Here is a 20754-nt window from a genome sequence, read left to right on the forward strand (position 1 = left end):
TGATGAAGTATATCGTAAGCAGTGAATGGCTGTTAGACCATTTGCAAGACCGCAATGTCCGAATCGTTGATTGCCGTTTTTCCTTAAGCGACTCAAGGTTTGGGAGAGCTTCCTATCACAATGGGCATCTTCCTGGCGCTGTCTTTTTTGATCTGGAGAAGGATTTGTCTTCTCCAACCGGTAAGCATGGCGGACGGCATCCGCTTCCTTCACTCGATGCACTGGTTGAAAAGTTGGAAGCCTCAGGGATTGATAACAATACAATCGTTGTTGCATATGATCAGGGCGATGGTGCTTTTGCTGCCCGATTTTGGTGGCTGTTAGGATACATCGGTCATCAAAACGTTTATGTTTTGGATGGGGGCTTTCAAAATTGGCAAGCGAAAAAGTATGAAGTAACCACTGTGGTTCCCGAAACAGTGAAGAGCCGTTTTGCTGTCAGCATTCAACATGATTGGCTTAGTGATATCAATGAGGTGAAAGCAGTTGTAGATCGAAAAAGAACGGATTGTGTATTGATTGACTCAAGAGAGGAAAAACGATTTTTGGGGATTGAAGAGCTGATTGATAAAAAGGCAGGCCATATCCCTGGTGCGGTAAATAAACCTTGGTTTAAAGGATTGGAGAATGGATTGTATCATTCGGCAGATGTTCAGAAGCAGCGGTTTGCCGGTATTGACCCGGCAAAAAAAGTCATCGTCTATTGCGGTTCGGGTATAACTGCTTGTCCTAATTTTCTTGCTCTGAAAGAAGCCGGTTATCCATCAGTGAAGCTGTATGCCGGCAGCTTTAGCGACTGGATTTCCTATGATGATAACAAAATTGAACCGTAAGTTGTGCAATTGACGGAAAATGGAAATAACTATTCACTGATTGAAGTTTCACTATATGTTATAATGAAGGACATGTTTTTAACTACCATTTCGAAACAGGAGGATCTTTCCTTGCAAGATCAAAAGCCTACTCTCATGCTTGTTGACGGTATGGCATTGTTATTTCGGGCATTTTTTGCAACCGCGGTAACAGGCCAATTTATGATAAATTCAAAGGGTATTCCAACAAATGGAATCCATGGCTTTGTCAAACATCTAATGATGGCGATTGTCTCGTTCAAACCTTCCCATGTTGCCGTTTGTTGGGATATGGGAAGCAAAACTTTCCGCATGGAGCTGTATCCGGAATATAAAGCCAATCGATCAGAGCCGCCAGTCGAGCTTTTGCCCCAGTTTGAACTGGTTAAGGAAGTTGTCACTTCATTTGATATTCCGAATATCGGGGTTGCTGGGTTTGAAGCAGATGATTGTATTGGAACAATCGCTCGTCAGACAAAGGACACTGCAAAAGTGACCATTTTAACAGGAGATCAAGACATCCTTCAGCTTGTGGACGAATCCATTTCGGTTGCATTGTTGAAAAAAGGATACGGAAACTATCTTGTCCACACACCTGATTCTTTTTTTGAAGAAAAGGGCATTTCTCCAAAGCAAATGATCGATTTAAAAGCCTTAATGGGGGATACAAGTGATAATTACCCCGGTGTAAAAGGAATTGGCGAAAAAACGGCTTTGAAGCTGCTCCAAGAATTTGAACATATTGAAGGGATTCTTGCCAATTTAGATCTCTTGTCAAAAGCAAACAAAACAAAGATTGCTCAAGACTTGGAGATGCTTCATCTTTCAAGAGAACTTGCAAAAATAAAATGCGATGTTCCGGTAAGCTGCACCTTGGAAGAAGCCAAGCTGGAATTTTCTAAGGAAAATGTACTGAACAAATTTTCAGAATTAGAATTGCGAGGTCTTCATCGGATCCTTCCGGCGGAAGCTGCCAGTGTTTCATAATATTGTTAAAAAGGCTGCCTATCCATGTCAACGGCAGCCTTTTCTTTCGCAGTCTTTGGTGACGACAAGGTCACGTTACATTCGTTATTTTGTGTTTTTCTTTTTAGCTGCGTTTTCTAATTTGCTTTTCGGCTCTTCGGCAAATTCCGCATCTTGTCCATATCCTTGCGGCGTCACACCAGGAGCCTTTACACCGCGATTCGTGTGATGCTTTTTACTCATCTAATCCTCACCTCCGTTTAATAGTGTTTCCTAGTGGAATAATAAAACACCGGCTTCACAACATTCAAAAAGAGGTGAATGAGATGAACAAAGGGGTATATTTTGCCCTTTTAAGTATTGTTCTTGCCCAAGGTCTAAAAATCCCGATCCATTATGTGAAAAAGAAAGAATGGCGTCCACAAGCTTTTTTTGAAACAGGCGGAATGCCAAGTTCCCATTCGGCTGGGGTTTCTACCCTGACGACGTATATCGCTTTAAAGCGCGGTCTTCCAACCTTTGACTTTGCCCTCTCTCTTATTTATGGATTAATTGTGATGTATGATGCTCAAGGAATTCGCCGGCAAACGGGCGAACTGACACTGAAAGTAAATTCCATGGATGAGCTGCTGGAAAAAATTCATAAAGAAGAGACGGTGCCTTTCAAAGAGGAAACACCAAAAAAGCTGAAAGAAATGCTTGGTCATCAGCCGGAAGAAGTGGTCGGCGGTGCTCTATTCGGTTCTGTTGTTGGTATCATCGGCCACTTGATAACAAAAAAAGATAGAAAAAGCCTCATCCATAAGGTAAGATTTAAGTAGTGATTTTTAGACTATGGAGAGAGGAATGACACAGCCGGGTGCAGACGGTGGATCAATACATGCTCGACTTAAAAGGACGGGGATTTCATTTTCAAGAAGATGTGATTGGGTTTATTTATTTTGGTAAACGCTATACAAATGCATCGGATGAAATCACGAATACGGCTATCGAACTGACGTTGAAAGCCCAAAAAGGTTTTGACGGCAGTTTTTATATCGCCTTGCTTGAAACCTTAACAGCCAATAACATTCATACACGAAAAGCCGCATTGCGGTTTGTAAAAGATAAAGAACTTTTACCAATTTAACAAAATAACTCCCTTTTTAAGAAAGGGAGTTATTTTTTAACTGTTTTTTTGGAAAAGAAAATTTTGGGCCAGGTACTTCTGAAAAGATCATCCCTGCAAAAATTAACAGGCAGCCGATCAGGGCTCCGGTCGTTAAACGTTCATTGGCCCATACATACCCGGTTACTGCCGCAAAAACAGGCTCCATTGCAAAAATAAGCGCCACCCGTGTTGTCGTAGTATATTTTTGGAATCGCGTTTGCGCCAAAAACGCAAACGCAGTGGCAAACAATGATGTAATCAATAGTGCAATATAAACATTTTGTGATAATAACACTTCCCATCGGAACGTATTTCGCCAATCTTCAACGAACAAAGATGTGATCGAAGAGAGAAAACCGACGGTGGCAATTTGAATGACTGTCAGTAATAATGTCGGATAATTGGTCGTAAACTTACCAGTAAAAACAATATGCAGCGCAAAGCTGATCGCGCAAAAAAAGACTAAAACGTCCCCGGTATTAAGCGGCGAAAAGTCGGCAGCTGTTAACAAAAAAAGTCCGGCTGTTGCAATGATAACGCCCAAAAGTGCATTGCGGCCAAGTGCCTGTTTTAAAAAAAACATTGAAAACAATGGAACAAGGACAACGCTTAGGCCAGTAATAAAGCCTGCTTTGGAAGAGGTCGTGTAAAGGAGCCCGATTGTTTGGGTTGCATAGCCTAAAAAAAGCCAAAAACCGATAAAACCGCCTGCCAACATTGCATGCTTATTCAGCTGCCTTAGCTGTTTTTTTTCAAAAAGAAGTAACCATAAGGATAAAAGGATTGCGGCCATCAAAAAACGAATCCCGTTAAACGCAAGGGGATTAACGGTATTGATGGCATTTTGTACAAGTACAAAAGTAGTTCCCCAGATAAATGTAACAAATAACAAACTGCTGTCGGCAATGATTGATTTGTGCATGGACTTATTATTCCTCCAACTTATTTGCCCGGATTGCTTTACGCGCGAGCTCATCCGCTACTTTGTTTTCGCGGCTTGGGATCCATTTCATAAAAAAAAGCTCAAACCTTTTTGAAAGCAGAAGAGCGTTGTCGAGCAAGGGGGCAAATTGCTTGTTTTTTGCAAATTCCTTTTCTACGGCCCGGTTGACTAACTCGGAATCGGTTCGAAAGGAAACCGCTTTGTAGTTGTTTTCAAGGCAAATCTCAAGGGCTTTAATCAATGCATGGAATTCCGCTTCGTGGTTTGATATTACCCCGAGCGGAATTGCATGTTTTTCATGGATTCCTTGGCCTTTGATAAAGATCCCTGCACCGCTTGGCCCTGGATTGCCGGCACTGGCCCCGTCAATATAAACTTCGATCAATTTTAGTTCCTCCATTTGATTTGTTACAAAAATTTTATCATAATTTTTATGATTTTTTCTAATCTCTTTGCATGGGTATGATAAGAGTATAGAATCGAAAAGAAAGGTTTGAAGAAAATGAAATATAAAATAGAATGGAACTATCCTGTAAAAGGAAAAGGGACAGTGCCATTTACTTCGGAATACATTTCCGGAGAACTGGCGATACAGACGGGTGAAGAGATTGAGAAAGCAGGGAAAGCAGGCGAGCTATTATTCACCGACGAGATGGGAACGACGTGGACGTTAAAAGAGATGAAAAAACTGGTGAATGAAATTGAAGAGGATCCGCATGAATTATTGGTCTATTTTGATGGCGGATTTAAAAAAGATTCAGCTGTGGCAGGACTTGGGACCGTGATTTTTTTCAAACAAGGGAAAAAGAAATTTCGTATCCGCGCCAATCAGCGCATTGATGAAATGGAAACAAACAATGAAGCGGAATATGCTGCGCTCTATTTTGCTCTCTCCATTCTAGAAGAGCTAAAAGTTCATCATTTACCATGTGAGTTTCGTGGAGATTCCCAAGTTGTTTTAAAACAGCTTGAGGGGGAATGGCCATGCTACGAAGATGTATTGAATAAATGGCTTGACCGAATTGAAGCGAAAATCAAAAACCTTGGCCTTGACCCAAGGTATACCGTTATTCCAAGAAATGATAATAAAGAGGCTGACAAACTGGCAAGTCAGGCACTTGAAGGAAAAGAGATTTTTTCCAAAACCCAATTGCTATAATGAAAATCGAAAGGAACGATATACAATGAAAGAAAAGAACAGGACCGAGGTATTTGAGACGCTGCAATCGATGATGTCTCACTATTGCGATGGGTGTTTCCTGTATAACTATTTGCGGAAATCGGAAGGAAAAAGGGCTGCCCATCGATTTTGCATTTCCCAGTGCACTGTTGGGGAGAAAGTAAAGGAATATGGTAAACAGCTTTCATAAAATAAAAAGGCTGGCAGTGTTTGCCAGCCTTTGAGTTGTATTTTGGATTAAAGTTTTACCACGTTTGCTGCTTGTGGTCCACGGTTACCTTCAACGATTTCAAAAGAAACTTCTTGGCCTTCTTCTAAAGACTTGAAGCCATCACCTTGGATTGCGCTGAAGTGTACGAATACATCGTCTCCACCTTCGACTTCAATAAAACCGTAGCCTTTTTCATTGTTGAACCATTTTACTTTACCGTTTTGCATAATGCTTCTTCCTCCTAAGCCTATCAAGACACAACTAGCGTCTTCGTTAAATATTGTCATGGTGCAGACATTACCGGCAATTGACTTGCGACGATTTTTCTGTATCATGATGATTTTAATATACATGAATAAAGTGGGACAGTCAAGGAATGGAAGCGTTTTTTCACTTAATCTTAACACAAAATCTGCAAATATTAAAAAATGTCTGAAATCAGTTTTGTTTTAAACATAAATTTTCCTCATGCTCATACTTTTTAATAACCAATGCATGGCGGATTGAGGGAGGAGTATATGTACCGATTTTCGATTGAGGGTCAAGAATGGATACTAAGGTTTTCCCCCCAGATTTCAGTAGGAGCAGAAGAGAAACAAGCCATTTTAACTTCCCTGCTTCAAATAGAAAAAGACTTGCTGGCGTACTCACACGGCGAAGCTTTTATGATGCTTGATAAAAAAATCGGCGCCATTGTTTTTATTGTTGAAAAAGTACCTTCATTCATTTTAACAGTATCAACCATTATTCCGATTGATCATTGGTATATTCAAGACCCTACATTAAAACTATTTAAAACTTGTTAACCCGCTCAAATGGTTGAGCGGGTTTTTTGTTGCGGCAAACAACAGCCCCTGCATTATAGATGTCATAAATTAGACAAAATAATGGAGCTGAAATGTGATAAATGTCTGCTAATATAATATTGAGATTTTGATACAATAGCAATTTTAAATAAATAATTGTTATTGTCATCATTTTTTCAAAAGCCGGCTTTGTTATGTATTTCAGCAGTAATGTTAGGTTTTTTTATTGTGAATTTGCGAGCATGATTTATTGGAAAATGTTAAAAATTTATCGAGGAGGAAATGCATATGGATCCAGTTTTTTTGGCCAGAGTTCAATTTGCTGTGACCACAGTTTATCACTTCTTCTTTGTTCCGCTTACGATTGGCCTTGTATTTATGGTTGCACTTATGCAAACGTTGTACGTTGTGAAGAATAATGAAATTTACAAAAAAATGGCGAAATTCTGGGGGCATTTGTTTTTAATCAATTTTGCCGTCGGTGTTGTCACCGGTATTATTCAAGAATTCCAATTCGGGATGAACTGGTCGGATTATTCCCGTTTCGTCGGGGATGTATTCGGTGCACCGCTTGCGATTGAAGCATTGCTTGCCTTTTTTATGGAATCTACTTTTATCGGGATATGGATTTTTGGCTGGGATCGTTTGCCGAAAAAAGTTCATTTAACAAGCATTTGGCTTGTTTCGATTGGAACAATGCTATCAGGATTTTGGATTTTGACAGCCAATTCTTTTATGCAACATCCGGTTGGCTTTGCGCTAAAGAATGGCCGAGCCGAAATGAATGATTTTTTGGCCTTAATTGCCAATGGTCAAGTATGGGTCGAATTTCCACATGTTATAACAGGGGCACTAAGCACAGGAGCCTTTTTTGTAGCTGGAATCAGCGCCTATAACCTATTGAAGAAACGGCATATGGAATTTTATAAAAAATCATTAAACATGGCTTTAGTCATCGGTTTGATTGGAAGCTTGGGAGCAGCATTAAGCGGCCATGGTCAAGCACAATATCTTGTGAAAACTCAGCCGATGAAGATGGCCGCGGCGGAAGCCATTTGGAAGGATACTACCGACCCGGCTCCATGGTCAGCGTTTGCCATTATTGATTCGGCAAAAAAAGAAAACAAATTTGAGATCAATATTCCGTATGCATTAAGCTTTCTGTCTTATTCGAAATTTGAAGGCGGCTTAAAAGGTATGGAGACATTGCAAAAGGAATATTCGCAAAAATATGATGCGAAAGTCGGCAAAGATACGAATTACATTCCACCGGTTAAAACAACCTATTGGAGCTTCCGGTTAATGATCGGCTTTGGAACCTTGATGATTTTGCTCTCGATAATTGGTCTTTTCCTTTGGAAAAAAGAAAAATTGGAACAAAGCAAGACTTTCTTGAAATTTTTAGTTCCGGCGATTTCATTCCCATTCCTTGCAAATACATTTGGGTGGATCATGACGGAAGTCGGCCGCCAGCCTTGGACTGTTTTTGGCCTAATGACAACAGCTGACTCCGTTTCGCCGAACGTTTCCGCAGGTACCGTGCTGTTTTCAATTATTATGTATGTCTTGATTTTTACGATTCTGGCAACCGTGATGGTCTATTTGATGGTTCGTGAAATTAAAAAAGGCCCTGGGGCCCATCAAGGCATTGAAAGTCCGATTTCCGCAGATCCGTTCAATAAGGTAGGTGCCTAAAATGCAATTAAACGAATTATGGTTTGTCTTAATTGCCGTAGTATTTATTGGTTTTTTCTTCCTGGAAGGTTTTGATTTTGGTGTCGGGATGTCAACAAGATTTTTAGCCCGCAATCAGACGGAACGATCCGTCATGGTCAATGCCATCGGGCCTTTCTGGGATGCGAATGAAGTATGGCTGCTAACTGGCGGGGGTGCAATTTTTGCTGCTTTCCCACATTGGTATGCAACCATGTTCAGCGGTTACTATATCCCATTGCTTGCGGTCTTACTGTGTTTAATTGGCCGAGGTGTATCATTTGAATTTCGCAGCAAGGTTGCAAACTCGAGCTGGACGAATATTTGGGACTGGACGATCTTTTTCGGCAGCCTGTTGCCTCCGTTCCTATTAGGTGTTCTCTTTACAAGCATGTTAAAAGGAATGCCAATTGAAAAAGATATGAACATGGCAGCCGGGTTTTCCGACTTTATCAATATCTATTCGATATGGGGCGGACTGACTGTTACATTACTAACGTTCCTGCACGGTTTAAATTTTTTAACGTTGAAAACAGATGGCGATCTTCGCAAACGTTCAGCTGCATTAGCGAAAAAAGTCGTCTTTGCTGTTCTTGGCTCACTTGTCGTTTTTGTGATTTTGTCGTGGTCGATGACAGATATTTTTGAGGTTCGCCGCGTACCTGAACTCATTCTTGTTGCACTGATTGTAGTGTCGTATGTACTTAGCTTTGCGTTTATATCGCAAAAACGTGAAGGACTGGCGTTTACGATGTCCGGTCTTGGATTAGTGTTTACCGTATCAGCCATTTTCGTCGGTCTATTCCCAAGGGTGATGATCAGCTCCATCAGCAAAGCGTATGATCTAACCGTTTATAATGCATCTAGCGGTGGATACTCACTAAAAGTGATGACCATTGTTGCATTGACGATCTTACCGTTTGTATTAGGGTACACGATTTGGAGCTACTATGTTTTTAGAAAACGCGTGACAGACAAGGAGCATTTAACGTACTGATGGATAAATCATTATTCTCATACAAGGGAATCAAACCAGTACTTGTTTTGCTTGCAGTTTTAACGGCTATTCAAGCTGTGATGATTATCATTCAAGCCTATTTCTTGGCAGATTCAATCTCCTCCCTCTTTGGGGGAGATTTGTTTCGTCATACTTTTGAAAAAATAGCCATTTTTTTTCTTGCCCTTATATCCCGTCAGGCCATGACTTTTTTGAAAAAAAAGCTTGCATATCAATTTGCGGTTAAAACGAGTGTGAATCTTAGAAAATCGGTAATTAATAAATTATTCCAGTTGGGTCCGCGGTTTGTGAGGGAAGAAGGCACCGGGCAAACAGTCACATTAATTTTGGAAGGTACCATGAAATTTCGCCGCTATCTCGAGCTATTTTTGCCAAAATTGATGAACATGACCTTTATTCCGGCGATGGTGGTCATCTTTATCTTTTTTGAAAATGTAAGGTCTGCGGTTATCTTAATTCTTGCTTTTCCTATTTTAATTATCTTTATGATTTTGCTTGGATTGGCGGCCCGCAGCAAAGCGGATCGCCAATATCAATCCTATCAAATGCTTTCCAACCATTTTGTCGATTCGTTAAGAGGACTTGAAACATTAAAATATTTAGGGCTTAGCCGAAAGCATAGCGAAAAAATCAGCCTTGTCAGTGAGCACTACCGGCATGCAACAATGGCTACATTAAGGGTAGCATTTTTATCGACTTTTGCGCTAGACTTTTTTACGATGCTCTCAATTGCAACGGTTGCAGTGTTCCTTGGGATGGGGTTGATCAATGGAACAATGGATCTGAAACCGGCACTAACCATTTTGATCCTTGCACCGGAGTTCTTTTTGCCGATTCGGGAAGTCGGAGCCGATTATCACGCCACATTGGATGGCAAAGAAGCTGGTAGGAAAATTCAGGAGATCGTGAATAAAAATTCAGCTGAACAACAATCTGAGTCACTTCCGCAATGGAATGCAACGAGCATGTTAACAGTGAATAACGTGAGTTTTCATTATGAAGATAAAACTGAATCAGGATTGTTTGACCTGCAATTTTCACTTGCAGGCATAAAGAAAATTGGGATTATCGGTGCAAGCGGTGCCGGAAAATCAACAATGATCGATTTACTGGCCGGATTTTTGTCTCCTTTTAAAGGAGAAATTCTTATCGACGGAAAAAAACTGTCTTCTCTATCACAGAATGATTGGCACAGGCAGCTGACATACATCCCGCAGCATCCGTATTTGTTCCATGATACCATTCTGAACAACATCCGCTTTTATCATCCTGAAGCAGCTCAAAGTGAAGTGGAAAATGCGGTTCGAGCCGCGGGACTTCATAAGCTGATTGAGGAACTTCCAAATGGATTGGAAACGACGATTGGAGAAGGCGGACGCACGATCAGCGGTGGACAAGAACAGCGGATTGCCCTTGCCCGGGCGTTTTTGGGAAATCGTCCCATCCTTTTGCTTGATGAGCCGACCGCCCATTTAGATATTGAAACGGAAGCGGACCTGAAAGAAACGATGCTTCTTCTTTTCGAGGGAAAGCTTGTTTTTCTTGCGACCCACCGGCTGCACTGGATGAGGGATATGGATCAAATTCTTGTCCTTGATCAAGGGAGATTGGTTGAGACAGGAAACCATGAGCAATTAATGAATAAAAAAGGTTATTATTTTCGATTAGTTATGGCGCAAAAGGAGGGCCTGCAGTGAATAAAGATCAATGGATTTTTCCATACCTCAAACAATATCGAGGCTTATTTTTGCTAGCCATTTCACTTGGCGCCCTTACCGTCCTGTTTGGCGCTGGTTTGATGTTTACTTCCGGATATTTAATTTCAAAAGCAGCAACCCGGCCGGAGTCGATCTTAATGGTATACGTTCCAATTGTCGGCGTTCGTACATTTGGGATTGGCAGAGCGGTTATAAGCTATATTGAAAGGTTGACTGGCCATCAATTTATCTTAAAAATTCTCTCTGAAATGCGCACCCGGCTCTATAAAATTCTTGAACCACAGGCGATTTTTCTAAGGGAGCGGTTTGCGACTGGCGACCTGCTGGGTGTTTTAGCAGATGATATCGAGCACTTACAGGATTTTTATTTAAAAACCTTGATTCCATCTGTGGTCTCGCTTGTTGTCTATGTTATCATCATTGTTCTTGCAGGAGCTTTCTCCATTCCATTTGCCATCTTGCTCGGCGTGTTGATCGGATTGCTTGTTTTGGTTGGCCCGCTTCTTTCTTTTGTTTATTTGAAAGCAAAAAACGAACAGTTAAAGCAGAGGAAAAGCATGCTGTACCGGCAGTTAACCGATGCGGTGTTTGGAATGAGCGACTGGGTTTTCAGCGGTAAATACCCGGATTTGATCGCAAAGTATGAAAAAAACGAGCAGGAATGGCAGCAAATTGATGTGATAAAACAATCCTTTATCAACTGGCGCGAGTTTTTTAGTCAAGCTGTTCTGGGAATTGTTGTCATTTTAGCGGTTTACTGGGCGAGCAGCCAGACGCAAGCTGGAGAATTTCCGGCTACCTTTATTGCAGCTGTGGGCCTTGTAATGATGTCTTTACTTGAATCGTTTTTGCCGCTTTCTGGTGCAGTGAGTGAGGTTTCATCCTATAAAGAGTCTGTGGACCATTTAACTTCTATCGAATCTAAAAATTCGCCGAGTGCGACACAATCGTCTGTGGCATCCTTTGAAGAATTTTCCAATATTTCAATTCGGTTTGCAAATATCACGTTTGCCTATCCGGGAGAGGCATCACTGATAAGAGATTTTAACCTTGAGGTAAATCAAGGGGAAAAAATAGCGATTCTCGGGCCGAGTGGTTCGGGGAAATCTACATTGTTAAAATTGCTCCAAGGGGTTCTTTCTCCTAAAAGTGGTGAAGTCCTTTTGAATGGCATCAGAGCAGATGAAATAGAATCGTTCATTCCTGAAATCATCTCCATATTGAATCAAAAACCGTATTTGTTCAATACAACTGTATTAAACAACATTCGGCTTGGCAGGCCTGATGCAACGGATGAAGAAGTTTATCTGGCCGCAAAACAAGCCCAGATTCATGAACTTATTGAAAGTTTGCCAAATGGCTATGAAACAAATATGCACGAAACTGGAGGGCGGTTTTCTGGTGGTGAGCGGCAAAGAATTGCGCTTGCCCGAATTTTGCTGCAAAATACGCCGGTGGTCATTATGGATGAACCAACAGTTGGACTGGATCCACTAATGGAACAAAAATTGCTCGAGACGATTTTTGCAGCGTTGAAAGGAAAAACGATTATTTGGGTGACCCATCACCTTGCCGGAATGTCCAAAATGGATCGCATTCTATTCATTGACCGCGGCTTGATCACAATGCAAGGTACACACAGGCAGTTGATCGAAAAAGTAGAGCGCTACCGGAGACTTTATCAGTTAGATCGGCCGTTTTAACGACTTTTGTAGCAAGCCCGGCGTTTTTCCGGACTTGTTTTTTGCCCTTTTATTTAATTTTTGTAGTTCTCTCTCCCTCAAAAAAATCCCGCAACTTGGTAAATCCTTCTCTAACACTAACCTAAAAAGGATGTCCGTTGTTCGAAGGCCATCCTAATCACTTTCATTTTTTGTTACTTCTACAGTATAAATCTTTGACCAGCTCAAGTTTTTTCCATACTTTTTTTGGTAGAAAGAAAAAACTACATAAAAATTGTCGTTCCTAACAACTTTTTGTTTCTGAATAAAATAATACTCCATTGAAATTTGAGGCGCTCTCCCCAAATACATAAAACCAGGTGTTTCAACTATACCATTCTTATATGATATAGGAATGTTTGCATTTTTTAAATCTTTAATCACCCGTTTTTTAGTGCGTGAATCAGAACCTAATAAAAGTTCTTTTGGGTTTAATTGGTTAGCATATTCAATCTTTAAAAATCTGTAGCTAGATGGGTTATAAAGATAAACCGTATATAAATAATCTTTTTTTTTGTTAAATAAAGGTTTTGATGACTTGTTTTTAAGAAGGATACTTACCTCTAGTTTATCAACTTGGTTTTTATCTGACTGCCCTGAGGTAGAAATTATTTTTATATCATTAGTCAGTTGTACATCATCCTCTGAAATAGATGGAGATAATAAAGACCAAAAAAATATACCGAATATAAGAAAAGAACCCAAAAAAATCAATAGAAATTTTTGCAAATTCATATTCCTCCATAGAGTGTAAATTTTTAATAAAAAATAAAGTAATTAGATACTGAAAAAACTATCTAATTACTTTATTTTACTTTTCTTTAATTTTCTGGCCAAGCGGAAAATCTATCCCAATAATATGAAAGTGATAGTGTAACGTTGCTACCATAGCTTAATGGAGTGATGAAATTATTGGTACTTGTGTTATAATTAATAGGAGAAGTTTCAACGGTTGAACCTAAATATTCAACTCCTAGTTTTTGTAATTTTTGGATAACGTCGTTATCATTACGTTTAGTGTAGGCCTCAATCATAGCTTTCTCAATCATTTTTTTCCTTTTTTTCCAAGAGGAATCTTTTGTTTGAGCCTGAATCTTATTAAAAACTTTGGCGTTGGCGTAAATCGGAATTTGTAATCCTAAAATTAGTAATAGACTACTAAACAACACGAATAATTTTTTCATTTCCCATCCACTCCTTTACAAAAAATAGAAATCATACAAAAAATCTATTCCTAAGAACTATATTTATTCCAAAAAAACGGAATATTTTGTGTTTTTATAAACCACAAAACCGCCATCCACCTATGATAATTTGGATGGACTTCAACCAAATTTTTAGACACAAACAACTGAGAATGTAGCAGAATGAGAAATAGGATGACATTCAAATGGTTTCACTCGATGTTGAATACATCCCTACTTGATAGCCCAAAAACCAAAAAGGAAAGCGTGAACGTACAACTGAGAGAAGACAGTACACATGTTCAAAAATGAAACAGCTTCTTTTCTACAAGATAGCACAAATGCCGTTATTTCTTCTAAAACTTTTTGGGAAAAAGAGTTTCCTCTATTTAATATTAATACTTAAAGAACGTCACTTCAAAGTAAAGAAGTTTTGCATATTTCTAATTAATTGGAGCGAAAAATCAAGTGTTAGTTTTACAAAAGGAATGTGGTGAGAAGAGGAAAAGTTATTTAGGAGCGTTGAACTTATATTACATTTGAACAAGAATTTGTTACAATAGAGAATGCCATAAGACATTCATTTTGTGATAGCATTCTTTTCTCTAACTTAGCAAAAAGAGTAGCATTGGTTTTAAAAAAAACAGATAATGTTTCTGTTTCTCTAAATTCCTGCAAAAAAAGGTTAATGTTAGTCTCATCCCCTATAATTAACATTTGACTAATCGGCTTTGGTATACGAGAGCGAGTCCTGTTGAAACAAATCTCAAATTCTATTGATTTTTAAAATTCTAGAGGAAAAATCGGTTTGCATATTGGGAATTAAAAGGAGAATGACCATAAAATGGGAAAAACAATAATAATTGCAGAAAAGCCGGATCAAGGGTCAACATTAGCGTCCGTGTTTCAGCATAAACGGCAAAATGGCTATATTGAAGTTTTCGCAAATGAGATTTTTCCCGACGGTGCGTATGTGACATGGGCGATTGGCCATTTATGTCAATTGGTTCCGCCGGAAAAGTATCAGCCAGAGTGGAAAAAATGGTCATTGGATTCATTGCCGATCATTCCTGAACAATTTCAGTATGAGGTAACGAAAGACAAAGCAAAGCAATTCGCTGTCATTAAAAAATTACTTTCCAATCCAGCGGTAACGGAAATCATCCATGCCGGGGACGCCGGGAGAGAAGGCGAGTTAATTATCCGCACTATCCTTCGTTTGACCAACACCAAAAAGCCGATGAAAAGGTTATGGATCTCTTCGCTAACCCCTAATTCAATTAAAGAGGGATTTCGCAAACTGCTAACTGAAGGCGAAACGCGCCATCTTTTTTATGAAGCTTATACCCGTGCTTGTGCCGATTGGGTTGTCGGAATGAACGCCTCAAGATTGTATAGCTTGCTTTTGCAAAAACAAGGCTTTTCTGATGTTTTTTCAGTTGGAAGAGTTCAAACCCCGACCTTGGCACTGATTGTAAAACGGGAAAAGGAAATTGAAGATTTCCAATCAAAGCCTTTCTGGGAAGTACAGGCGGAATTTTTAATTAATGGCAAAAAATATCAAGGTAAATGGGAGAAAGATGGGGAAACCCGGATCGATTCAAAAGAATTGGCTGAGAAAATCGCCTCTTTTTGCAAGGAGAAGCCTGCGGTTGTTGCAGATGTTCAAGCAGAAAGGAAAGAATTCTTCCCCCCGCTTTTGTACAACCTATCTGCATTGCAAGCTGAAGCAAACAAGCGGTACAAGTTTTCTCCAAAGAAAACCCTCGATCTTTTGCAAAAACTTTATCAAAAAGGCAATCTTTCATACCCCCGTTCCGATTCTCGGTATGTTACAAAAGAAGAGGCTAGTCAATTTCCTGAAATCTTAAACAAGCTGGCTTTACTGGATGTGTATCAACCATTTTTTCCTCTCCCGATTGTCTCGATTGCCGAAAACAAACGGTATGTAAATGAAAAGAAAGTAACGGATCACTATGCCATTATTCCTACCGAGCAGATCCCAAGAAAACTTGATGCTGACGAACAAAAAATCTACGATTTAGTCGTGCTGAGTTTAATTGCAGCCCATTATCCTAAAGCGATTGCAGAATATACTACTGTAACAACATTGGTTGATGGCCGGGCCTCATTTAGTTCAAAAGGAAAAGTTCAGCTTGAAGAAGGATGGCGAAAAGTAATCCATCCAAAGGACCGTGAAGAAGAGAAAGCGCTGCCAAAGCTTGAAAAGGGTGAACAGGGAAAAACAGAAAAGGTGAGGGTGAAAGAAGGACAGACACAGCCGCCCAAGCGCTACACAGAAGGGCAGCTCATTACCTTAATGAAAACCGCAGGCAAGCATATTGACGATAAAGAACTGGAAAAAGTTTTAGCCCAAACAGAAGGATTAGGAACAGAAGCAACAAGAGCAGGAATCATTACCATGTTAAAAGACCGCCGCTATATTGAAGTCAGGAAAAATCTTGTTTATGCAACGACTAAAGCGAAAATCTTAATCGATGCCATCGGCAGCCAGCTCCTTGCTGCTCCGGATATGACAGCAAAATGGGAGCAAAAGCTAAAGGAAATTTCAGAAGGAACGGCATCACCAAGAAATTTTATGGAACAAACGAATAAAATGGTGAAGCATTTGATTCAAGCAGGAATAGAGCAATCGGACGGCTGGAGCTTTTCGGAAGAAGAAAGGGAACAATTTACACCTGGGAAACAGCAAAAAAGAGGCAGCGCAAAACTTGGTCCTTGCAAAAAATGTGACGGCTACTTAGTTGATAAAGGCAGTTTTTACGGCTGCACCAATTATAAGACGAATCACTGCGATTTTACCATTTCCAAAAAAATTTTAGGAAAAACCGTTACCCAAAAAAATCTAAAAAAACTGCTGGCCGAAGGCAAAACAGACATTATCGAAGGATTTACAAAAAAGGAAAAAACATTCAACGCTAGGCTTGCATGGGATTCGCACGAAAATAAGCTAAAATTTTTGTTTGAATCAGAAAAACAAAGCCACTCGATGAATACCTTGTGAAAAAAGCGGGGATCGTGACATAGTACCTTGTCTGTCTTTTGCAGATATAGTAAACTTTTAATGAAATTTTTAATATTGTAATGGAGGGTGCGGAATGCCAACACCAAGCATGGAAGACTATATTGAACAAATTTATATTTTGATTGAAGAAAAAGGGTATGCAAGGGTGTCGGATATTGCCGAAGCGTTGTCAGTTCATCCATCCTCCGTAACAAAAATGGTTCAAAAGCTTGATAAAGATGAATATCTTGTGTATGAAAAATACCGTGGTCTTGTCTTGACACCAAAAGGAAAAAAAATCGGTAAGCGTCTTGTTTATCGCCATGAGCTGCTTGAACAAATGTTAAAAATCATTGGTGTAAAAGAAGAAAATATTTATCGCGATGTTGAAGGGATTGAACACCATTTAAGCTGGGATTCGATCGACCGGATCGGCGACCTCGTCCAATTTTTTGAGGAAGATGAAAACCGGATTGCTGCCTTAAAAGATATACAAAAGCAAAATGAAAATAATTAAATAAAGGAAAAAAGCATCTGGTGTCGAAGACCCAGATGCTTTTAAAATAGATTGGGGTATTCATCAAACGATTCGGCGGTTGTAGGTATTAAGAATGCATTTCCGTCCGCATCTTCTTTGATTTCGATCCCATCAATCCAGCCGTTTTCAGCTTCCTGTACGGCCTTCTGATACGAAATGACACGGCCTGACGAAGTAACAAAACTGATAATCTCTCCAAAAAAATTCCGGTGCAGCGCCGTAATTTTTTCCACTTGCAATCCCTCCTCATTCACGTTTCTATTTTCAGTGTTGCTTTATTTTATGTGATTTAATCAAAATGGATAATAAACAGTGTAAGAAGGTTGCACACTCACGGCAAAATAAAAAAAGCATTGGTTCTCCAATGCTTTTATTGCCATGAGTAAGGTGTTTCTTGATATACATAATAGTTTAACCAGTTGGAAAACAGCAGGTGCCCATGCGAACGCCAGCAGTTTACAGGCGGTTGGTCCGGGTCATTGTTTGGAAAGTAATTTTCCGGGATATGTATTTCTAACCCTTTTTTGATGTCACGGGCATATTCTTGTGCCAGCGAATCAGCATCATATTCCAAATGACCTGTAATGATGACATGCTTGCGATCGCGAGAAGCAATCAGAAGTGCACCCGCGTCTTTCGAAGCTGCTAAAAGTTTTAAATTTTCATTGTTGGTGATTTCTTCTATGGAAACATCCGTATACCGTGAGTGGGGCGCATAGAATTGATCATCAAACCCACGCAGCAAAATCTCATTTTGTTCATAAATGCTATGGGCATAAATACCCGAACATTTCCGTTCAAGTTCAAATTTTTTGATTCCATAATGGTAGTAAAGGGCAGCTTGAGCACCCCAACAAATGTGAAGGGTGGACGTGACATTTTCGTTTGCCCAATCCATGATTTCCGTCAGCTCTTCCCAATATTTTACTTGCTCAAATTCCAGCAATTCAACCGGTGCTCCCGTTATGATCATCCCATCAAACTTTTGTTTTTTTATCTCGGAAAAAGTCGTGTAAAATTGTTCAAGATGTTGCTTGCTTGTATTTGTAGATTCATAGGATTGGGTTTTTAGAAAGCGGACGTTCACTTGCAACGGCGTATTCCCCAGTAACCTTAAAAGCTGTGTTTCCGCTTTTTCTTTCTCCGGCATCAAATTTAGTATTAAGATATTGAGCGGCCGAATGTCCTGGCTGACGGCCCGCTCATCGTCCATGATAAAAATATTCTCTTTCTCAAGAACTTCCCGGGCCGGAAGCCGTTTTGGTATGTTGATAGGCAACAGAACATCCCCCTTTTAAAAAATTTTCAGTATTTCCATTATAAGCATTTTTCTAAATTAGGAAAAGACGTATATTCTTTTTCAAAATATTTTTCGAAAAAAGCCTAAGTTTTGGTACAATAGATTCGGAATTCAATTTGACGGAATGAGGGGCAGTGAAAGAGAGATGAAAACCAAAGTGAAAACGGATATCCAAATCGCTCAAGCATCGCCAATGAAGCCAATTGTGGAAATTGCCGAGAAGTTAGGATTAGATGGGGACGATCTTGAGCTTTTTGGGAAATATAAGGCGAAGATTTCAAACGAGGCCTTGGCAAGGATTAAGAAGAACAATACCGGAAAAATAATTCTCGTTACTTCGATTAATCCCACTCCCGCAGGCGAGGGGAAATCGACCGTGACGGTAGGACTTGGTGATGCTTTTACGAGAATCGGTAAAAAGGCAATTATTGCCATGCGAGAGCCTTCGATGGGACCAACAATGGGAATCAAAGGCGGTGCAACAGGCGGAGGATATTCCCAAGTATTGCCGATGGAAGACATTAATTTGCATTTTACTGGTGATTTTCATGCGATTACAGCTGCAAATAATGCACTTGCTGCCCTGATTGATAATCACCTTCAACAGGGGAATGAACTTCGAATTGATCAGCGCCGAATTGTGTGGAAACGGGCAGTTGACTTAAATGACCGTGCATTAAGAAAAGTGATTGTCGGGTTGGGCGGACCGATGCAAGGTGTGCCGCGGGAGGATGGATTTGATATCACTGTCGCTTCTGAAATTATGGCTGTTCTTTGTCTTGCCACAGACCTTAAAGATTTAAAACTGCGTTTATCCCGCATGGTCATTGCGTATAATGACAAAAAAGAGCCTGTTACGGTAGGCGATCTTGGTGTAGAAGGAGCTTTGGCATTGCTGTTAAAGGACGCAGTGAAGCCAAACCTTGTTCAAACGATTGAACATACCCCCGCACTTGTTCATGGTGGCCCATTTGCGAATATCGCTCATGGTTGCAACAGTGTAATCGCAACACAGGCCGCAGCGAAATTGGCGGATTATGTTATTACGGAAGCTGGCTTTGGCGCCGATCTAGGTGCAGAAAAATTTCTACATATTAAGTCAAGGAGTGCTGGGATTAAGCCCGAGGCAGTTGTTATTGTTGCGACCATTCGTGCATTGAAAATGCATGGCGGCGTGCCAAAGGAAGACCTTGCAAGCGAAAATATTGCTGCGCTTACCCTTGGCTTCGCAAACTTGCAAAAGCATATTGAAACCATTAAAGAATTTGGCTTGCCCATTGTTGTTGCGATTAATAAATTTATTACCGATACGGATCAAGAAGTTCAAACCTTGTTGGACTGGTGTAAGCGGGAAGCTGTCCCAGTAGCGTTAACAGAAGTATGGGAAAAAGGCGGAGAAGGCGGAATAGAGCTGGCCAACAAACTTCTGGATGTGATCGAAAAAGAACAAAATCAATTTCATCCTCTGTACGATTTAGCCGACTCGATCGAGCAAAAAGTAAGGACCATTGTGCAGCAAGTTTATGGCGGAAGAAATGTGGAATTTTCGCCAAAAGCTAAAAAGCAGCTTGTTGATTTTGAACGATTCGGTTGGTCCAACTTAGCAGTCTGTATGGCGAAAACACAGTATTCCTTATCAGATGATCCGGCAAAATTAGGTCGTCCAGCTGATTTTACTGTCACAATCAGGGAGTTTAAACCTTCGATCGGTGCCGGATTTATCGTAGCTCTAACAGGTGAAGTGATGACCATGCCTGGTCTGCCGAAAAAACCTGCAGCGTTAAATATGGACGTGGACGAAGAAGGGCATGCAATGGGCTTATTTTAATGAGATCATACAAAACAGCTCGAGTGCGGATTATCCACTCGAGTTTTTCTAAAGGGGTGGGAGAATGTTTGATCCGACAGCATTTGAGAATATGAAGGTAGTTCTCGAAGGTGCACTTTACGACTTGGATTTAAGCGGCGAAATAAAAATATCGGATCGAAATGATCTCGTGAATACGGCAAAACTGTCCAGAAGCTATGATTTGTCTTTTACATTGGCAAACAATAATGACAAACCGATTACCGCAAAACTTTCATTGCAATCGCATTTAAACAATCTTGCTGCAGAGTTGCTTGATGACTCGCTCTCTAAAAGTCTCGCCGGCAGCTATCTCCACTTGGAATTTATCGTGCCGCATCAGCAAGAATTCGCTGACTACAATGAAATAGTGAAGATTTTAACAGAAATTTGGGGTACCAATCGAAAAATGAGCATACATACCATTTTTGATCCGTTGGCAGGGCATTTTGTAAAAAGCATCGCTGCCGTTGAGTTTGCAAGACTGATCCGGGAAGAACAGATGGAAGATTTGATCGAAATGATCGACTTTATGAAAATAACATTGTATCGGCTTCAAACATTACACGATCGATAATACAAGC

At 40.2% G+C, this 20754-nt stretch carries 23 protein-coding genes; 15 read left to right on the forward strand and 8 right to left on the reverse strand.

The annotated features are described in order from the left end of the window. Window positions 1–2: 2 nt before the first annotated feature. The gene (locus ACQYAD_RS10230) at window positions 3–833 is read left to right on the forward strand and encodes a sulfurtransferase (RefSeq protein ID WP_430237874.1); all 831 of its coding nucleotides are present in this window, start codon (window positions 3–5) and stop codon (window positions 831–833) included. Between the two features lie 72 nt (window positions 834–905). Beyond that, window positions 906–1838, forward strand: a complete 933-nt coding sequence (locus ACQYAD_RS10235; RefSeq protein WP_430238777.1) for a 5'-3' exonuclease — start codon at window positions 906–908, stop codon at window positions 1836–1838. 84 nt (window positions 1839–1922) lie between these two features. On the opposite strand, the gene sspL is transcribed toward ACQYAD_RS10235, so the two are convergent. Next, window positions 1923–2060, reverse strand: coding sequence for a small, acid-soluble spore protein L (gene sspL, locus ACQYAD_RS10240; RefSeq protein ID WP_430237875.1), 138 nt, complete (start codon window positions 2058–2060; stop codon window positions 1923–1925). Between the two features lie 83 nt (window positions 2061–2143). Between sspL and ACQYAD_RS10245 the strand changes: the two genes are divergently transcribed. Together ACQYAD_RS10245 and ACQYAD_RS10250 are read left to right on the forward strand one after the other, a co-directional pair. Then, window positions 2144–2638 (forward strand): divergent PAP2 family protein, encoded by a 495-nt coding sequence (locus ACQYAD_RS10245; RefSeq protein WP_430237877.1) that lies wholly within the window; start codon window positions 2144–2146, stop codon window positions 2636–2638. Window positions 2639–2676: 38 nt separating this feature from the next. After that, window positions 2677–2946, forward strand: a complete 270-nt coding sequence (locus tag ACQYAD_RS10250) for a DUF6123 family protein (RefSeq protein WP_430237880.1) — start codon at window positions 2677–2679, stop codon at window positions 2944–2946. 16 nt (window positions 2947–2962) lie between these two features. Here the strand turns inward: ACQYAD_RS10250 and ACQYAD_RS10255 are convergent, their stop codons facing one another. Together ACQYAD_RS10255 and ACQYAD_RS10260 are read right to left on the reverse strand one after the other, a co-directional pair. Next, window positions 2963–3889, reverse strand: coding sequence for a DMT family transporter (locus ACQYAD_RS10255; RefSeq protein WP_430237881.1), 927 nt, complete (start codon window positions 3887–3889; stop codon window positions 2963–2965). Between the two features lie 7 nt (window positions 3890–3896). Continuing rightward, window positions 3897–4295 (reverse strand): reverse transcriptase-like protein, encoded by a 399-nt coding sequence (locus ACQYAD_RS10260; RefSeq protein ID WP_430237882.1) that lies wholly within the window; start codon window positions 4293–4295, stop codon window positions 3897–3899. Between the two features lie 117 nt (window positions 4296–4412). Between ACQYAD_RS10260 and ACQYAD_RS10265 the strand changes: the two genes are divergently transcribed. Both ACQYAD_RS10265 and ACQYAD_RS10270 read left to right on the forward strand, forming a co-directional pair. Beyond that, complete coding sequence (locus ACQYAD_RS10265; RefSeq protein ID WP_430237883.1) at window positions 4413–5069, forward strand: reverse transcriptase-like protein; 657 nt, start codon at window positions 4413–4415, stop codon at window positions 5067–5069. Window positions 5070–5094: 25 nt separating this feature from the next. Then, window positions 5095–5280, forward strand: coding sequence for a zinc-finger domain-containing protein (locus ACQYAD_RS10270; RefSeq protein ID WP_430237885.1), 186 nt, complete (start codon window positions 5095–5097; stop codon window positions 5278–5280). Window positions 5281–5327: 47 nt separating this feature from the next. On the opposite strand, the gene cspD is transcribed toward ACQYAD_RS10270, so the two are convergent. Further along, on the reverse strand, window positions 5328–5528 hold the full coding sequence (gene cspD / locus ACQYAD_RS10275) for a cold-shock protein CspD (RefSeq protein ID WP_256234034.1): 201 nt from the start codon (window positions 5526–5528) through the stop codon (window positions 5328–5330). Window positions 5529–5819: 291 nt separating this feature from the next. Here cspD and ACQYAD_RS10280 point away from each other — a divergent pair, with 291 nt between their 5' ends. From ACQYAD_RS10280 to cydC, 5 genes are all read left to right on the forward strand, one after another. Further along, window positions 5820–6107 carry a hypothetical protein gene (locus tag ACQYAD_RS10280; protein WP_430237886.1) on the forward strand — a complete coding sequence of 96 codons (288 nt, stop codon included), beginning with the start codon at window positions 5820–5822 and terminating at the stop codon, window positions 6105–6107. Window positions 6108–6395: 288 nt separating this feature from the next. Next, window positions 6396–7802, forward strand: coding sequence for a cytochrome ubiquinol oxidase subunit I (locus tag ACQYAD_RS10285; RefSeq protein ID WP_430237887.1), 1407 nt, complete (start codon window positions 6396–6398; stop codon window positions 7800–7802). A gap of 1 nt (window position 7803) precedes the next feature. Then, window positions 7804–8817, forward strand: a complete 1014-nt coding sequence (cydB, locus tag ACQYAD_RS10290; RefSeq protein ID WP_430237889.1) for a cytochrome d ubiquinol oxidase subunit II — start codon at window positions 7804–7806, stop codon at window positions 8815–8817. After that, a complete protein-coding gene (gene cydD, locus ACQYAD_RS10295; protein WP_430237891.1) occupies window positions 8817–10535 on the forward strand; it encodes a thiol reductant ABC exporter subunit CydD in 1719 nt (572 codons plus the stop codon). The genes cydB and cydD overlap by 1 nt, the downstream gene beginning before the upstream one ends. Then, window positions 10532–12259, forward strand: coding sequence for a thiol reductant ABC exporter subunit CydC (gene cydC / locus ACQYAD_RS10300; RefSeq protein ID WP_430237892.1), 1728 nt, complete (start codon window positions 10532–10534; stop codon window positions 12257–12259). The genes cydD and cydC overlap by 4 nt, the downstream gene beginning before the upstream one ends. A gap of 153 nt (window positions 12260–12412) precedes the next feature. Here the strand turns inward: cydC and ACQYAD_RS10305 are convergent, their stop codons facing one another. Together ACQYAD_RS10305 and ACQYAD_RS10310 are read right to left on the reverse strand one after the other, a co-directional pair. Beyond that, window positions 12413–13006: a hypothetical protein gene (locus ACQYAD_RS10305; RefSeq protein WP_430237893.1), complete on the reverse strand. Its 594-nt coding sequence runs from the start codon at window positions 13004–13006 to the stop codon at window positions 12413–12415. Between the two features lie 92 nt (window positions 13007–13098). After that, window positions 13099–13461: a hypothetical protein gene (locus ACQYAD_RS10310; RefSeq protein WP_430237895.1), complete on the reverse strand. Its 363-nt coding sequence runs from the start codon at window positions 13459–13461 to the stop codon at window positions 13099–13101. 844 nt (window positions 13462–14305) lie between these two features. Here ACQYAD_RS10310 and ACQYAD_RS10315 point away from each other — a divergent pair. Together ACQYAD_RS10315 and mntR are read left to right on the forward strand one after the other, a co-directional pair. Beyond that, on the forward strand, window positions 14306–16486 hold the full coding sequence (locus ACQYAD_RS10315) for a DNA topoisomerase III (protein ID WP_430237896.1): 2181 nt from the start codon (window positions 14306–14308) through the stop codon (window positions 16484–16486). Window positions 16487–16580: 94 nt separating this feature from the next. Beyond that, a complete protein-coding gene (gene mntR / locus ACQYAD_RS10320) occupies window positions 16581–17003 on the forward strand; it encodes a transcriptional regulator MntR (protein ID WP_430237897.1) in 423 nt (140 codons plus the stop codon). 41 nt (window positions 17004–17044) lie between these two features. On the opposite strand, the gene ACQYAD_RS10325 is transcribed toward mntR, so the two are convergent. Together ACQYAD_RS10325 and metA are read right to left on the reverse strand one after the other, a co-directional pair. After that, window positions 17045–17257: a DUF3892 domain-containing protein gene (locus ACQYAD_RS10325; RefSeq protein ID WP_430237900.1), complete on the reverse strand. Its 213-nt coding sequence runs from the start codon at window positions 17255–17257 to the stop codon at window positions 17045–17047. A gap of 137 nt (window positions 17258–17394) precedes the next feature. Next, window positions 17395–18303, reverse strand: a complete 909-nt coding sequence (gene metA / locus ACQYAD_RS10330) for a homoserine O-acetyltransferase MetA (protein ID WP_430237902.1) — start codon at window positions 18301–18303, stop codon at window positions 17395–17397. Window positions 18304–18469: 166 nt separating this feature from the next. Here metA and ACQYAD_RS10335 point away from each other — a divergent pair, with 166 nt between their 5' ends. Both ACQYAD_RS10335 and ACQYAD_RS10340 read left to right on the forward strand, forming a co-directional pair. Continuing rightward, entirely contained in the window at window positions 18470–20152 is a 1683-nt protein-coding gene (locus ACQYAD_RS10335) for a formate--tetrahydrofolate ligase (RefSeq protein ID WP_430237904.1), read from the forward strand. Window positions 20153–20216: 64 nt separating this feature from the next. Continuing rightward, on the forward strand, window positions 20217–20747 hold the full coding sequence (locus ACQYAD_RS10340; RefSeq protein ID WP_430237906.1) for a hypothetical protein: 531 nt from the start codon (window positions 20217–20219) through the stop codon (window positions 20745–20747). The last annotated feature ends 7 nt before the right edge of the window (window positions 20748–20754 follow it).

The organism is Neobacillus sp. SM06, from assembly GCF_050496765.1.
GTDB lineage: Bacteria > Bacillota > Bacilli > Bacillales > Cytobacillaceae > JAEVLT01.

Coding starts and splice junctions, on each gene's coding strand:
- ACQYAD_RS10230 (WP_430237874.1), top strand. CDS start 3: ATGAAGTATATCGTAAGCAGTGAATGGCTGTTAGACCATTTGCAAGAC.
- ACQYAD_RS10235 (WP_430238777.1), top strand. CDS start 906: ATGTTTTTAACTACCATTTCGAAACAGGAGGATCTTTCCTTGCAAGAT.
- sspL (WP_430237875.1), bottom strand. CDS start 2,060: ATGAGTAAAAAGCATCACACGAATCGCGGTGTAAAGGCTCCTGGTGTG.
- ACQYAD_RS10245 (WP_430237877.1), top strand. CDS start 2,144: ATGAACAAAGGGGTATATTTTGCCCTTTTAAGTATTGTTCTTGCCCAA.
- ACQYAD_RS10255 (WP_430237881.1), bottom strand. CDS start 3,889: ATGCACAAATCAATCATTGCCGACAGCAGTTTGTTATTTGTTACATTT.
- ACQYAD_RS10265 (WP_430237883.1), top strand. CDS start 4,413: ATGAAATATAAAATAGAATGGAACTATCCTGTAAAAGGAAAAGGGACA.
- ACQYAD_RS10270 (WP_430237885.1), top strand. CDS start 5,095: ATGAAAGAAAAGAACAGGACCGAGGTATTTGAGACGCTGCAATCGATG.
- cspD (WP_256234034.1), bottom strand. CDS start 5,528: ATGCAAAACGGTAAAGTAAAATGGTTCAACAATGAAAAAGGCTACGGT.
- ACQYAD_RS10280 (WP_430237886.1), top strand. CDS start 5,820: ATGTACCGATTTTCGATTGAGGGTCAAGAATGGATACTAAGGTTTTCC.
- ACQYAD_RS10285 (WP_430237887.1), top strand. CDS start 6,396: ATGGATCCAGTTTTTTTGGCCAGAGTTCAATTTGCTGTGACCACAGTT.
- cydB (WP_430237889.1), top strand. CDS start 7,804: ATGCAATTAAACGAATTATGGTTTGTCTTAATTGCCGTAGTATTTATT.
- cydD (WP_430237891.1), top strand. CDS start 8,817: ATGGATAAATCATTATTCTCATACAAGGGAATCAAACCAGTACTTGTT.
- ACQYAD_RS10310 (WP_430237895.1), bottom strand. CDS start 13,461: ATGAAAAAATTATTCGTGTTGTTTAGTAGTCTATTACTAATTTTAGGA.
- ACQYAD_RS10315 (WP_430237896.1), top strand. CDS start 14,306: ATGGGAAAAACAATAATAATTGCAGAAAAGCCGGATCAAGGGTCAACA.
- mntR (WP_430237897.1), top strand. CDS start 16,581: ATGCCAACACCAAGCATGGAAGACTATATTGAACAAATTTATATTTTG.
- ACQYAD_RS10335 (WP_430237904.1), top strand. CDS start 18,470: ATGAAAACCAAAGTGAAAACGGATATCCAAATCGCTCAAGCATCGCCA.
- ACQYAD_RS10340 (WP_430237906.1), top strand. CDS start 20,217: ATGTTTGATCCGACAGCATTTGAGAATATGAAGGTAGTTCTCGAAGGT.